The following is a 14,683-nucleotide window of genomic DNA, read 5'->3' on the forward strand; positions in this document are numbered from 1 at the left end:
CTGCAGCGCTGGTGACCCTCAGCCCGCGGTCGCGACAGCCACCAGCGGCTGCCCCTCACGCGTCTTTTCCAGCAGGCGCGTGAAGTCCTCGGCCGGCAAGGGCCGGCTGCAGAAATAGCCCTGAAAGTAGTCACAGCCTTTTTGCTGCAGGAAGCTCAGCTGCTCCTGGGTTTCCACGCCTTCGGCCAGGACCTTCAGACCCATGGCATGACCCAGGGCAATGACCGAGCTGCTGATGGTCATATCGTCCGCGCTGTGCGGAATGTCGCGGATAAAGCCCTGGTCGATCTTGAGCAGATCGAGCGGAAAACGCTTGAGGTGCGCCAGCGAGGAATAGCCGGTGCCAAAGTCATCGATGGCCAGGCGCAGGCCCAGCTCGCGCAGGCGGTTGAGCACGGCCAACGCCTCTTCGGGCTTTTCGGCCAGTGCGCTTTCGGTGATTTCCAGCTCCAGCAGGCTGGCCGGAAAACCCGATTTGTTGAGCGCTTCGGCCGTCGCCCCGGCAATATCGGTCAGCAAAAACTGATGCAGCGAGACATTGACCGCAATCGCCAGATCGGGCAGTCCGGCGGCGCGCCATTGCTGGCCCTGACGACAGGCCTCACCCAGCACCCACAGGCCCAGCGGGCCGATGACGCCCGAGTTTTCCGCCACGGGAATGAAACGGGCCGGCGAGATCAGGCCTTCCTCTGGGTCCAGCCAGCGCAACAAGGCTTCAGCCCCCACCACGCGCCCCGTCGCCAGATCGATCTGCGGCTGGTAATACAGACGCATATGGCCCAGCTCCAGCGCACGGCGCAGGCGCGCCTCCAGCGCCAGACGCTCGCGGGCGGCCTGGGTCATGTTCTCATGGAAGAAGCACCAGGCATTGGAGCCTCTGGCCTTGGCGCCATACACCGCTGCATGGGCGCCCTGCAGCAGATCGTCGGCTGTCAATGCATGGTCGGGATACAGACAGATGCCTGCGCTGACGCTGACCACCACCGACAGGCCATCTGGCGTGGTCCAGGGCTGGCCGGCTGCGGCCATCAGGCGCTCGGCCACGTCCACCGCGCTGTCGCGACCGCAAATGGATTGCGCCACCACGCAGATTTCATCGCCCGCCAGGCGGCCAATGATGTCGCCGTGCCGCAAAGCACCCTGCATCTGCACAGACACATGCCTGAGCACCTCGTCGCCGATGGAGTGGCCATAGCTGTCGTTCACGTCCTTGAAGCGGTCGATATTGAACAGCAGCACGGCCATGCGACGGTTGGTGCTCTGACTCAACTCCACCGCCTCGCCCAGCATACGCGTGAATTGAGAGCGGTTGGGCAGACCGGTCAAGGTGTCGCGATGGGCCAGAAACTCCAGCTGCTGCTCGCGCGCCTTCTCGGCCGAGATATCGGTGAACATGCAGACGTAATGCGTCACCTTGTCGTTGGCATCCTTGACCGCGCTCAGCGACATGCGCTCGGGAAAGACCTCTCCATTCTTGCGTCGATTCCAGATTTCGCCCTGCCAGTGCCCTGTGGCATGCATGCTGGCCCACATGGCGTCATAAAAGGCCTTGTCATGCCGGCCGGACTTGAACATGCGCGGCGTCTTGCCCAGCATTTCCGCTTCGCTGAAGCCCAGCAGCTTCGTGAACGCGTGGTTGACCGAGAGAATTCGGCTGTGTGCATCGGTCACCACCACGCCCTCGATGGTGTTGTCCACCACCGTGGAAGCCAGGCGGCTGCGCTCATCGGCCTCGCGACTCGCAGTCTGGTCGGAGAGCAGGCCCGAGATCCGTATCAGGCGTCCGCTCTCATCCCTGTAGGCCTGGCCGCGTGCGCGGAACCAGCGATACAGACCGTCAAAGCACAGCAGACGCGCCGTCAGCACCAGCATGCTGCCCTGCTCCAGTGCTTGCTCGGCCTGGGCGCGCGCACCTGCGGCATCTTCGGGGTGCAGGCGCTGATGGAAATCGAACTCGCGGGCCAGATCCTGGCCCTGATAGCGCAGCAAGGCACTCATGCCCGTGGAGAAGTTCAGCCGCTGCTCAAGCGCGTCCCACTCCCACACGCCATTGCCGCTGCCCTCCAGCGCCAGGCGCAGCATAGTCTCGCTGCGCATCATGGCATTGCGCGCACTCACCATCTCGCTGAGATCCTGCAGCACGCAGACCAGGGCCACCGGCCCGTCCACACCCGAAGCCGCCACGCGGCTGGTGGTGCACAGCACGGGCGTAACCTTTCCGGTGCCGGCATTCACGCATTGGCGCAACACCTGGAAGTAATCGGTGCTGCCGTCCAGCAGGCGCTGCAGCTGCAGAGCAACGTCGTCCTGGTCATTCACAGGCACCAGAACACGAAAATCCTGACCGCGCAGCGACTCGACGCTGCAGCCCAGCCAACCCGCCAGCTTGGCATTGGCCCAGACAATCTCTGCACCGCCCACATGCACGCGAGCCATACCGGCCGGTGCGTGGCGCACCACCAGCTCCAGCTCCTGCGCCGTCTCCCGGCCACGCTGGTCGGCGCGCGCCTTGCGCTGCATGAACCAAAGTGCAATCAGCGCTGTTGCCAGCAACCAAACAATGAACAGGCCTATCTGCCAACGCAGAGACTGTCGATTCAGCGATACATCAAAATAGCCGAGCACGCCCGCCTGCGCCCCCAACCAAAGCATCCCCACGCACAAATAGAGGGTGACAATCACCCAGGGTGTGAGCGCAGAATGCCCCTCCTCGCTTTTCATGAATTTCCTTTGTCCGCAGGGTCCTCGCCTTGCTGCGACAATTGCCGAGCTATGACCCAAGCCTATATTTTGACTTTATCCTGCCCAGACCGACTGGGCCTGGTGCATGCCGTTTCCGGATTCTTGCTTGAACAAGGCGGCAATATTGAAGAAGCAGCGCAGTACAACGACCCGGTCACCGGTCTGTTCTTCATGCGCGTGCAGTTTGCCTGCGATGGCAAAGACGCCGCCTCTCTAAAGGCATCCGTTGCCGAATTAGCTGATCAATATCAAATGCAGTGGAGTTTGCACTCCAAGTCCGAGCGCATCAAGACCGTCATCATGGTCAGCAAGGAAGGCCACTGCCTCAACGACCTGCTGTTCCGCTGGAAGTCGGGCCTGCTGCCCATCGAGATCAAGGCCATCATCAGCAACCACCGCGAGTTCTATCAGTTGGCGGCCAGCTACAACATCCCCTTCCATCACATTCCCGTGACTGCCGCGACCAAGGCCCAGGCCGAAGAGCGCCAGTACGAGATCATCGAGGAAGAAGGCGCCGAGCTGGTGGTGTTGGCACGCTACATGCAGGTGCTGTCCAACGACCTGTGCAAAAAGCTGTCCGGCCGCGCCATCAATATCCACCACAGCTTCCTGCCCAGCTTCAAGGGCGCCAAGCCCTACTACCAGGCGCATGACCGCGGCGTGAAGCTGATCGGCGCCACCGCCCACTATGTGACGGCCGACCTCGACGAAGGCCCGATCATCGAGCAGGACGTGGCACGCGCCGACCATACCGACACCGTGGAGGACCTGACGGCCCGCGGCCGCGACACCGAGAGCCAGGTTCTGGCCCGTGCCGTGAAGTGGCATAGCGAGCGCCGCGTCATTCTCAACGGTCACAAGACCGTGGTGTTCCGTTAAATCCCTGGGCTTGGGATTGATTGTATGACCCGCAGCCCCGGCGCCTTGAACAGCATTACGGCCAGGCGGATTCCGCCGATACAGTGCCTGCTCACCTTCGAGGCTCTGGCGCGGCTGCGCTCGGTCACCTTGACGGCGGAGGAGCTGTGCGTAACGCCCAGTGCCGTCAGCCACAGAGTCAAGCAGCTGGAGCAGATTCTGGGGGCTCGCCTGTTCGGCCGAACGGATTTCTCGCTGACCACGGACGGCAGCTCCTATCTGGCCCATGTGCGTGAAGGCCTGGGCGCCTTGCAACGCTTTCCAGGAGCATCAGCCTCGCCTGGGCGCAGACGCCTGAAGCTGGCCGTCACCCCCACCTTTGCGCGCGTGATCCTGATCCCGCGCCTGCGCCAGTTCACCGAGGCCTATCCCGAGATAGACATTGCGCTGCAGGTGTCGATTCCGCTGCTGGATGTGATCGGCGAGGATGCCGACCTGATGGTGCGCTTCGGCGCCGGCCACTATGCCGATGTGGAGCATATCGAGCTGGCCCGCGACACGGTCACGCCGCTGGCCTCGCCCAGCTTCATCCGCGAACATGGCCCGTTCGAGCGCCCGGACGACCTGGAAGGCATGCCGCTGCTGCGCAGCCCGCTGGAGCCCTGGCGCACCTGGTTCGCAGCGACCGGCCTCGACATGGCCGAACCCAACGAAGGCTCGCAGTTCAACGACATCGGTCTGATGTGCGACGCCGCATCGGCCAGCATGGGCATTGCCCTGGTACGCCACAAGCTCGGCGCCCCCTGGCTGGAAAACGGTACGCTGGTGCGCCTGTTCGATGTCGATGCTCCCAGTCCCCACGCACACTATCTGTGCTGGAAGACCGGCATCATGGACCGCTGGGAATGTGCGGCCTTCGCCGAGTGGCTGCGCAAGGCCATGGGCTGAGCTGCAACCCGGCGGCTTCGCGGCGGCGCAGTTCTTGCTCGCAGTCCCTGGACCGGCGAACAGCCGTTGCACGGATAGCTCGATGGATAACGAAGATGGAGCACCCACTGCATGAACCTGCAGCCCAGGCTGTACCCCGGCCTTGACCAGAACCAGGCCCTCAACAGCGAAGCGTCCTCGCTGCTCATCCGCGCCCTGGCCGGCACGGGCAAGACGACTACGCTGGCCATCAAGGCCACCGACCTGATCTGCACCCAGGGCGCGCGCAACGTGCTGATGCTGGCCTACTCGGAGGCCGGCATCAAGGCCATTCAGGCTCGCCTGGACCGGATCTCCGCCGTGCGACTCGAAGGCCTGCATCTGCTCACTCTGGAGCATTTTTGCGCCCGCCTACTCGAAGAGCAGGGCGACCCTGTCCCCATGCTCTCCTCCAGCCTGGAAAAGAACCTGCTCATCCAGCAGGCGCATGAAGCGCTGTCGCAAGAGGCCGAACGGCATGCCGAGCTCGACATACCCGAGCTGGCGGACTACTTCGCACGGCCTCTGGACATCAGCGCCTTCCTCGCTTTCGAGGCCCTGGCCAAGCAGTGCATGCTGGAACTCGACATCGACGACAGCGGCCTCAGCGCGCTGGCATATTGCCGCGACAACGCTCTGGACTACGGCCTGTACCGGCTGCTGCGCAGCTATGAACGGCTACGCGCAGGCCCCACCCAGGAGCCGCTGTTCTATGCACCCGGCGACTGCACCTACGCGCTCGCCTGCCAGCTGGCAGCACTGGACTTCGACGCCGGCTTCCCGCTGCTGCAGGGTCGCTTCGAAGCCGTACTGTTCGACGAACTGCAGGACCTTGACGAAGCCGCGCTGCTGGTGCTGCGCCATCTGGCGCGCGGCAACGGACGCTTCATCGGTGTCGGCGACTTCAACCAGCACATACTGCCGGGCGCCTCCTCCATCTTTGGCGACAGCGCCCAGCGCATCCTGCAGGAGCTGCCCGCGGGCACCGGCCAGGCCACGCTCAACACGACCTATCGCTTCGGCCCCCTCATCTGCCAGGAACTGAACCAGCGCTTCGGCGTGGAGTTCGACGCCCATTACCGCAACGCCTCAGCCTGGTTCGAACATCGCCATGGCGATGACGAGGACTGCGCCCGGCAATTGCTGGATATTCATGCCACCGTGGCCCGTCTGCCCCGCAAACCGCAGGACCCGCCAGCCGTGCTGCGAGTCATCCTGCATTCACCCGAAGATTCGGTACTGCTTGAATGGCTGTTCGCCCACGAGGGCGTGCACTATGCCTGCAAAGGCATGCAGCGCTTCTACCAGCGCCGCGAAATCGCCCTGGTGCTGGCCATGCTGTGGGCCATGCAGGGCTGCAGCGGCGGTGCGCTGCTCTCGCAAGGCATTCTGAGCAGCGCTGCCGAAGGTCTGATGCGCTATGTGCGCCATGCCAGCCCGCCCGACCGGGATCTGCTGGCCAACGGCCTGTTCGACATGACTGCACTGGGCGACGCCCCGCCGGAGTCCGACACGCTGCGCATTGCCGCCGAACTCATGGGACAGCAAGCCGCCATGCGCCGCTTCCTCGCCGCCTACATCGCACCAGACTCCCCCTGTGCCCGGTTGCTGGCCTTGCCCGCAGACCAGTGCGCCGATGCGGGGCAGTTGCTTCTGCACCCTCTGTTGCGACAGTTCTTCGCCCAGGCCCCCATCAGCCAGGACGAACTGCGCCAGTGCCTGGCCAGCCTGCAAGCGCTGTCGCGCATCTGCGCCGGGCTTTCCGTCGATGAATTCCTGGGCCGCCTCAGCCTCATGGTCCAGTCGAGCATCGCGCAGCATCAGCGCCATGAAAAGCCCAGCTTGCAACTGCTCACGGTAGAACGCAGCAAAGGCCATGAATACGAGTATGTGGCCGTGCCCTTTGTCAATTCCAGGCACTTCTCGCCCAATGCGAGCGACCCACAGCGCAACATGCTCTACGTCGCCATGACCCGCGCCAGCAAGCGCCTGTGGATACTGGAGAGCAGATGACGACGCAAGGCCATGGGGCGATGCAGATCAAGTCCGTACCTCATAAGCGGGTCAAAACACCATAACGTCGCCCCCAGCCGACATGGCCACAGTTGCCCTCTCCCACCCTTGTTGCAGTCCTCCCACCATGGGCTCACAACAACGAGGAGGAGACCCATGCAAACCCCATCGCGCTGCGCCTGGCTACTGGCCGCCGGCATCACCGCCAGCCTGACCCTGCATGCGCAGGAGAACAAGCTCACCATAGGCGCCAGCTTGCCACTGTCAGGCTCGCAGGCCGAAGCCGGCAAGGAAGGGATGAGCATCATGCAGGCGCAGGTGGAGGCATTCAACAAGCAGGGAGGCCTGGGCGGCAAAGCTTTGACACTCAAGGTGCTGGACGATGGCTACGAGCCGCAGCGCGCCGCCGGCAATGCACGCCAACTGATCCAGGAAGGAGCCCTGGCCCTGCTCAACTGCTGGGGAACGGTCAGTTGCACAGCCATGCAACCCGAGGTACAGCAAGGCCAGACGGCCCTGGTGGGCGTGATTGCCGGAGCCGGCAGCATGCGCCAGCAGCCGGGCCGTTTCATCTATCCGCTGCGCGCCAGCACCCAGGCAGAAGTCGCGGCCATGCTGCAGCAGATGCAGACCATAGGTCTGCGGCGGATCGCCATCGTTCACCAGAACGACGGCTTCGGCAAAAACAGCCTGCAGATCGCCCTGAACGCCTTTGCAGCCAATGATCTCAAGGCCGCGGCAACTCTGGCCGTGGAGGCTTCGGGCAGCAACACCCCGGACCTGGCCAGACAGCTGGCCGCCCTGCCCGATCTCCAAGGCGTCATCGTGCTGGCGGGCGCCCCTGCCACCATAGGTCTGATCACCATGGCCAGACAGGCTCATGTCACGGCGCCTTTCTACAACCTGGCCGCCCAGGCCAACCGTGCGGTGGTGCAAGGGCTGGGCCCTTATACACGCGGCATTGCCTTCACCACCCTGGTACCCAGCCCCTGGAAGGGCGCGGTTCCGGCCATCAAGGACTACCAGCAGCTCCTCGACCACGGCGGCATGCCGCCGGCCTCCTATCTGGGCCTGGAAGTCTTTCTCAACACCCGAACCTTGCTGGATGCGCTGCGTAAAGCTGCGCCCACAAGCAATCGGGCGGGCTTGCTGGCCGCCCTCGACGCCATGGGCGAGATTCGCTACGGCGCCATGCATCTGCGCTTCACACCGCCGCGCAGCGGCTCCAGCTATGTGGGGCTGACCATGATTGATGCGAGCGGTCATTTCAGGGAATAAATCAACTCCAAGCCTTATTCATCAATCGTCAATAGCTATTGTTTCAAGAGCAAATATCATCATCGTCGCAAAGCATTTCAAGCAGCTTTGCAATAAAGCTCACACCAATGCGCGGGCGCATCCCCTACATTTGCAGGCATGACGTTCGCCAGCACTTTTACCGATCTCGTCGCCACCTCCAGCGCAGCGGCCAACGCCGCACACCACCCGCCCGAGCAGTCCGAGCGTGCTCGGCGCCAGGCCGAGGTGGTGGAGGCACTGCGCCCCCATGTGCCGGCGCATGCCCTGCTCTATCAGAGCGAAGACACCACGCCCTATGAGTGCGACGGACTGACGGCCTACCGCCAGCGCCCTCTGCTGGTCTGCCTGCCCGAGACTTATGCTCAGGTGCAGGCTGTGCTCCAGGCCTGCCACGCCATAGGAGCGCCCGTCATTGCACGTGGTGCGGGCACCGGGCTTTCGGGTGGCGCCATGCCTCACCCCATGGGCGTGACGCTGTCGCTGGCCAAATTCAACAAAATCCTCAAGGTCGATGCCTACAGCCGTACAGCCCTGGTGCAGTGCGGTGTGCGCAACCTCGCCATCAGCGAAGCCGCTGCCCCCTACGGTCTGTACTATGCGCCCGACCCCAGCAGCCAGATCGCCTGCACCATCGGCGGCAATGTGGCCGAGAACTCGGGCGGCGTGCACTGCCTCAAGTACGGGCTCACGGTGCACAACGTGCTCAAGGTCAAAGGCTTCAGCATCGAAGGCGAGCCCGTCGAGTTCGGCTCGGATGCGCTCGACACCCCCGGCCTGGACCTGCTGGCCGTCATGATAGGCAGCGAAGGCATGCTGGCCGTGGTGACCGAGGTCACGGTCAAACTCGTGCCCAAGCCCCAGCTGGCGCGCTGCATCATGGCCAGCTTCGACGATGTGCGCAAAGCGGGCGACGCAGTGGCTGCGGTGATCGCGGCCGGCATCATTCCCGCCGGACTGGAAATGATGGACAAGCCCATGACGGCCGCCGTGGAGGACTTTGTGCGTGCCGGCTACGACCTCACGGCGCAAGCCATCTTGCTGTGCGAGAGTGACGGCACGCCCGAGGAGGTCGAGGAAGAGATCGCCCGCATGAGCGAAGTTTTGCGCCACGCCGGCGCCACGGCCATCACCGTCAGCGAAGGCGAGGAAGAGCGTCTGCGCTTCTGGAGCGGGCGCAAGAACGCCTTCCCCGCAAGCGGTCGTATCAGCCCCGATTACATGTGCATGGACTCCACCATTCCGCGCAAGCGTCTGGCCGACATCCTGCTGGCGATTCAGGAGATGGAGAAGAAATACCAGTTGCGCTGCGCCAACGTGTTCCATGCAGGAGACGGCAATCTGCACCCCTTGATACTGTTCGATGCCAACAACCCCGACGAACTGCACCGCTGCGAGCTGTTCGGAGCCGACATTCTGGAAACCAGCGTGGCCATGGGCGGCACGGTGACGGGCGAGCATGGTGTGGGCGTGGAAAAGCTCAACAGCATGTGCACCCAGTTCACAACGACCGAGAACGCCCAGATGTTCGCGCTCAAGGCGGCGTTTGATCCGCAATCGCTGCTCAACCCCGGCAAGGTGATTCCCACGCTCAACCGCTGCGCCGAGTACGGCAAGATGCTGGTGCGCGGCGGACAGATTGCCCACCCCGATCTGCCGCGCTTTTAACCTCCTGGAGAACCATGCAGCGCAAATACAGGTTGATTCTGAGACTGTCTGCGCTGCTGCTCATGGTTGCCAGCCCAGGTGCGCATGCACGCGGCTATGCCTCCACCGGCAAATGCGGTATCTATCCACGCCTGGCCATCACCAGTCCCTCGGGCACCTGCGTGGGGCTGATAGCCGACGATGCCCATGGTCTGCGCTTTCCGCGCCGCGTATTGGAGATTGAGCCGGGCCGTATCTGGGTGCTGGACATGGGCAACTGGATGCCCCAGGTGGGCCAGCTGATCGAGCTGCGCCTGCCGCCAGACGCGGCGACTCCCGCCAATGCCAACACCACGGCCAGGGCCGTCGAAGCCAGAGTGTTGCTGAGCAAGCTCAACTACCCTTCGGGCATGGCGCGCGGTCCGGACGGAAAAATCTATATCGGCGAGGCCGACAAGATATGGCGCGCTGCAGTGCCTTCACTCGGACAGACACCTCAGCCCGAGTTGCTGGCCAGCGGCCTGCCGGCCGACGGTGCGCACCTGCTCAAGGAGCTGGCGTTTGCGCCGGACGGCAGCCTCTACGTCAATATGGGATCGGCCACCGATGCCTGCCGGGGTGAAGACCAGAAGCAAGCCGTGCCCTGCCCCGAGCGCAGCGCGGCCATGCCGCGCGCTGCCGTCTGGCGCATGGTGCTGCAGGCCGGCAAGCAGCCCGTCAAGGAATTCAAACCCTTTGCCAGCGGCCTGCGCAACTCCATGGCGCTGGCCGTGATGCCCGACGGCCCTGCGGCAGGCACCGTCTGGCAAGGCGAAAACAATATCGACTACCGCGACCCCAGGCAACCGCCGGAGGAGCTCAACCTGCTGCGCGCGGGTGCCGACTACGGTTGGCCTTACTGCACAGGCGCACGCCAGAACGCGCAGGGCTATGAAAAGCGCTTTGACTGCAGCAAGACCGAGGCGCCGCATATGCTCTGGCCCGCCCACGTGACTCCACTGCAAATGCTGGCCACGCCTGTGGGCAGCGCGTTTGGCGGGCAATTGCTGGTGGCCTGGCACGGCCAACGCGCAGACGGTCAACGCCTAGTGGGCTTTGCGCGCGACGACAAGGGCCGGCCCTCTGGCAAACCCATTCAATGGCTGAGCAACTGGGACGCCAGGCCCGGTCTGCGCCCCGGCGGGTGCCCCACGGGCATGGGCATCGATCACGCGGGCCGCCTGCTGGTGGTGGAGGACTTCAACCGCAGCCTGCTGATACTGATGAGTGAAGCGGGCAGGGCGCCAAGACCCGGGTAACTCAGGCAAGGCGCTCAGTTCAGCAGATCGCGTCCACGTGCCAGAAACCTCGCGTACTCCTCGTCGGGGACAAACAGGCCGCCCGTGGTCCAGACAATATGTGTGGCGTTTGCCATGTGCGGCAGCAGCTTCTGGCGCTGCAGATAATCCTGACCCGCAACACTCTCCAAAAGGGCGCGCGGACCGCTAAAGCCCGCTGCGGCCGATGGCTCGATCTGCAGCCCCTCTCTATCCTTCAACAGGCACAGATGGCAAAACAGGGTTTCGTCCTCCACCGTGAAAACTCCGCCGAGAAAACCACGCACCACGTCGGCAGCCAGCTCCGATGCACGCGGCACTGCCAGGCCATCGGCCTCGGTCTGGTTGTTCAGGCCCAGCTCATAGACCGAAGGATGGGCTTCCAGACCAGGCAGCGCTGCAGCACCGGCGAGCATCTCCACCATGAAGCAGGGCGACTGCACGGGCTCGGCAAAAAAACAATGCACATGCGGCCCGAATGCCTGCTGCAGACCCAGCGCCACGCCGCCGGGCGCCCCCCCAACGCCGCAGGGAATATAGACAAACAAAGGATGCGTCTCATCCACGGCAATCCCGTTCTCTGCAAGTTGCGCGACCAGGTGCGGAGCCGCCGCCGCATAGCCAAGCAGCAGCGAAAGCGAATGCTCGTCATCCACAAAGTGACAGTGCGTATCCTGGTCGGCCAGCGCGCGGCCTGCGGCCACGGCCTGGGCATAGTCGCCGGCATGCTCCACCACCTGCACGCCACGGGCTCGCAGGCGCTGCTTTTTCCACTCCTTGGCATCGGCAGACATATGGACCGTTGCCTTGAAGCCAAGGCCCGAAGCCATGACGCCAATCGACAGGCCCAGATTGCCCGTGGAGCCTACCGCCACCTGGTAGCTGGCGAACACCGCACGCGCAGCATCGGAGGCCAGTTGCAGATAGTCGCCATCGGCCAGCAGGCCATGCTGCAAAGCGATCTGCTCCGCATACTCCAGCACCTCATGCACGCCACCGCGTGCCTTGATGGAGCCCGCTACAGGCAGGCTGTGATCGGCCTTGAGCCAGAGCCGACCCAGTTGCTCGGGCAGCTGCAAAGCCTGCTGCATCTGCGGCACGTGCAGCAGCGCCGACTCAATACGTCCGCCAGACGCCTGCAACTCTGGAAACAGCTGCGCCAGCAAGGGTGCAAAACGTTCAAAACGCTGTACAGCCTGCTGAACCTGAGCTGCGTCTATAGAGTGCGTGGACCGAGCCCCCTCGCTGCGCCCGGCCCATAGCGCGGGCCGGGCATGACGCAGGTCTTCAACAAGGTCGCGCAGTGCGGGGAAAGTCATGGCAAGCATCCATCGTCATACAAGACCGCCATATTAGGGCCAATGGTGCATGCCAGACAGGTCAGCAAAGGCGCAGCATGGTCGCTATACCTCGCCCATGGCCGGGTCGCTGATCGTGTGCTGACCGGTTTCCACGCGGCCGGCAAAGCGCCGGTAGTACGCCGGATCGCTGTTGCAGGTTACGGCAAAGTCATACCACTGGCCGCTGGCCTTCAGCTCCCAATGCCTCTCGGCGTTGGCGGCAGCGGCAACGCTAACCGTCCATGGACCGTCGCTCAGGTAGGCCATGGGTGTGATGGTGAACACCGCAGCCTGAGCGCCCTTGTTCATCAGATCCACATAGACATTGCCATTGGCGATGTCGTAGCAGACACGCACCTCGGGGGCAGCCTGTGTACTGCCCAGGCGATTCAGGTCGCCCTTGAAGTGACGGTGAAAACCGTTGGGACCCAGCACCCAGAGATCGTACTTGCCGAAATTGTCGCGCACGGCATCCCAGGTATCGGACAGCGTCTTGCCCGCTTCCACCATATAGCGACGCGGCGTGCGATCCAGCTTGTAGCGGTCATAGACATGGAAGACGGCCGCCTGTGTACCGGTGTTGGCAAACACCAGCTCCACCTGGCTGTTGGCCTGACAGCGCGCACTGGTGTGCAGCTCGTAGGGCAAGGCCCGCGAGGGACGCGTACCGACCGCCTGCAAAGGCAGCTGCATATCGCGCGGCACCGGCACGGCGGGCAGCTTTTGCTGATCGGCACGCAGCTGGTCGGCGACATCACGTGTGGATCGTCCGGCCAGCAGGGGCAGGGTCTCGTTGTTCGGCGTCTTGAAGTTGAAGGTGCTCAGAAGATCTCCACATACCGCACGACGGAACGGGCTGATATTGGGTTCCTTCACGCCAAAGCGGGCCTCCAGAAAACGCAGCACCGACGTATGGTCGAATACCTGCGAGTTGACCCAGCCGCCACGACTCCATGGCGAGATCACATACAGCGGAACGCGCGGCCCGGGACCGTAGACACGGCCATCGGGGGCGGGCTGGCTGCGGCTGCCGACCGGCGCGTCATGCGTGAAGTACTCGGCCTGCAGATCGGCCTCCGGCAGCGTGGTCTTGCCTGCATAGGTCTTGTCGGCGTTCTGCGATGGCGCCGAGGGCGAAGGCATATGGTCGAAGTAGCCGTCGTTTTCGTCGAAGTTGACCAGCAGCACGGTCTTGCTCCAGACCTCGGGATTGGCCGTCAGCGCGTCCAGCACCTCCTGCAGAAACCAGGCGCCCTGCACCGGGCTGGATGGGCCGGGGTGTTCGCAATAGATGGACGGTGCATTGACCCAGGACACCTGGGGCAGCTTGCCTTCGCGAATATCGCGCTTGAAGGCGTCCAGGTATTCCTCGGGCTTGTTGCCGGGCAAGGTGTTGGCCACGCCTTTGTACAGCGGGTTGGCAGCGTTGTCGCTGGCCGCATCATAGGCGTGGTAGGGCAAGGCCTGGCCGGTGTTGGTATACGGCGCATTGGGCGCTCCGCCGCTGGAGACAGGAAAGCCGGAGGCCAGATTCGCTCTGCGGAAGTTCTGGAACGCCCCCAGCATGTTGTCGCCCCATTCGTCGGGCATGTTCTGGTAGCTGATCCAGCTCACCCCGGCTTCCTGCAGCCGCTCGGCATAAGTCTTCCATGTGTAGCCGGTGTTGGCGTCGCTGGGCACGCCGTTGATGGCATCCCACTCGTTATTCACGAAGGCCACGTTCTGCGGTATGGCACCGTTGGTGCCTGTCATGTGGAATGACCGGTTGGCGTCGGTTCCGGTGTGCATGGCGCAGTGGTAGGCATCGCAGATCGTGAAGGCATTGGCCAGCGCGAACTGGTAGGGCAGCTCCTGCTCCTTGAAATAGCCCATGGAGGTGTCCGTCTTGGCCACGGGCCAGCGCGACATGCGGCCGTTGTCCCAGGCCTGCTGACTGTCCAGCCAGGAATGAGGGGTGCCGGAAACGCGCTGCGCGTTGTTGGCCGTTCCGTCCAGATGGTAGGGCGTGATGACCGTACCGTTGGCACGCTCCTGCTGCCAGACCTTGCGGCCGTTGGGCACGGGAATCGTCATCCGGTCGCCAAAGCCGCGCACCCCCTTGAGTGTGCCGAAGTACTGGTCGAAAGAGCGGTTTTCCTGCATCAGGATCACCACATGCTGCACGTCCATGACCGTGCCCGTGACATTGTTGGCCGGAATGGCCAGCGCACGGCGGATGCTGGGCGGAAAGGCCGCCAGTGCGGCAGCGGAAAAGGCGGCGTTCTTGCCGGCCTGCAGAAGGTTGCGTCGCGAAATCATGGTGAAGCCTTGTCTGTCACCGCGCTCAGGGAGCACAGCGCATCTCCGGCTTGGCCGGCTCGGTGGGGTTCGTGGGGGTCGTGGGATTGGTCGGGTTCGTGGGAGCAGGCGGACTGTCATCGCTGCCGCCACAGGCGGCCAGCGTGGCGGCCGTCAGGCAGACGAGCGCCAGCGCCTTGATCAAACGCTTGTTTTGCATGGAGTCTT

The 14,683-nt window shown here is 63.7% G+C and carries 10 protein-coding genes; 6 read left to right on the forward strand and 4 right to left on the reverse strand.

All coding sequences use genetic code 11. From position 1 onward, the window contains the following. Window positions 1-18: 18 nt before the first annotated feature. Window positions 19-2,721 carry a GGDEF and EAL domain-containing protein gene (locus tag FSY45_RS05580; protein ID WP_046461657.1) on the reverse strand — a complete coding sequence of 901 codons (2,703 nt, stop codon included), beginning with the start codon at window positions 2,719-2,721 and terminating at the stop codon, window positions 19-21. 51 nt (window positions 2,722-2,772) lie between these two features. On the opposite strand from FSY45_RS05580, the gene purU reads away from it, so the two are divergent. The 6 genes from purU to FSY45_RS05610 all read left to right on the forward strand — a co-directional run bounded on the left by purU (window position 2,773) and on the right by FSY45_RS05610 (window position 10,820). Beyond that, window positions 2,773-3,621: a formyltetrahydrofolate deformylase gene (gene purU, locus FSY45_RS05585; RefSeq protein WP_046461656.1), complete on the forward strand. Its 849-nt coding sequence runs from the start codon at window positions 2,773-2,775 to the stop codon at window positions 3,619-3,621. Between the two features lie 24 nt (window positions 3,622-3,645). Then, window positions 3,646-4,548, forward strand: coding sequence for a LysR substrate-binding domain-containing protein (locus tag FSY45_RS05590; RefSeq protein WP_012840040.1), 903 nt, complete (start codon window positions 3,646-3,648; stop codon window positions 4,546-4,548). Window positions 4,549-4,659: 111 nt separating this feature from the next. Beyond that, entirely contained in the window at window positions 4,660-6,579 is a 1,920-nt protein-coding gene (locus tag FSY45_RS05595) for a UvrD-helicase domain-containing protein (RefSeq protein ID WP_003068554.1), read from the forward strand. Between the two features lie 156 nt (window positions 6,580-6,735). Beyond that, the gene (locus FSY45_RS05600; RefSeq protein ID WP_046461655.1) at window positions 6,736-7,857 is read left to right on the forward strand and encodes an ABC transporter substrate-binding protein; all 1,122 of its coding nucleotides are present in this window, start codon (window positions 6,736-6,738) and stop codon (window positions 7,855-7,857) included. Window positions 7,858-7,995: 138 nt separating this feature from the next. Then, window positions 7,996-9,543, forward strand: a complete 1,548-nt coding sequence (locus FSY45_RS05605; RefSeq protein ID WP_003068550.1) for an FAD-linked oxidase C-terminal domain-containing protein — start codon at window positions 7,996-7,998, stop codon at window positions 9,541-9,543. 14 nt (window positions 9,544-9,557) lie between these two features. Further along, window positions 9,558-10,820 carry a sorbosone dehydrogenase family protein gene (locus tag FSY45_RS05610; RefSeq protein WP_046461654.1) on the forward strand — a complete coding sequence of 421 codons (1,263 nt, stop codon included), beginning with the start codon at window positions 9,558-9,560 and terminating at the stop codon, window positions 10,818-10,820. A 14-nt stretch (window positions 10,821-10,834) separates the two neighbouring features. Here the strand turns inward: FSY45_RS05610 and FSY45_RS05615 are convergent, their stop codons facing one another. The 3 genes from FSY45_RS05615 to FSY45_RS27775 form a co-directional block, all read right to left on the reverse strand. After that, entirely contained in the window at window positions 10,835-12,166 is a 1,332-nt protein-coding gene (locus FSY45_RS05615) for a D-serine ammonia-lyase (RefSeq protein WP_046461653.1), read from the reverse strand. A gap of 75 nt (window positions 12,167-12,241) precedes the next feature. Beyond that, a complete protein-coding gene (locus tag FSY45_RS05620; protein ID WP_187427531.1) occupies window positions 12,242-14,476 on the reverse strand; it encodes a phosphocholine-specific phospholipase C in 2,235 nt (744 codons plus the stop codon). Between the two features lie 25 nt (window positions 14,477-14,501). Continuing rightward, on the reverse strand, window positions 14,502-14,675 hold the full coding sequence (locus FSY45_RS27775) for a hypothetical protein (RefSeq protein WP_003068537.1): 174 nt from the start codon (window positions 14,673-14,675) through the stop codon (window positions 14,502-14,504). Window positions 14,676-14,683: the final 8 nt, after the last annotated feature.

Source organism: Comamonas sp. Z1, assembly GCF_008121555.1.
GTDB classification, from domain to species: Bacteria; Pseudomonadota; Gammaproteobacteria; order Burkholderiales; family Burkholderiaceae_C; genus Comamonas; species Comamonas thiooxydans.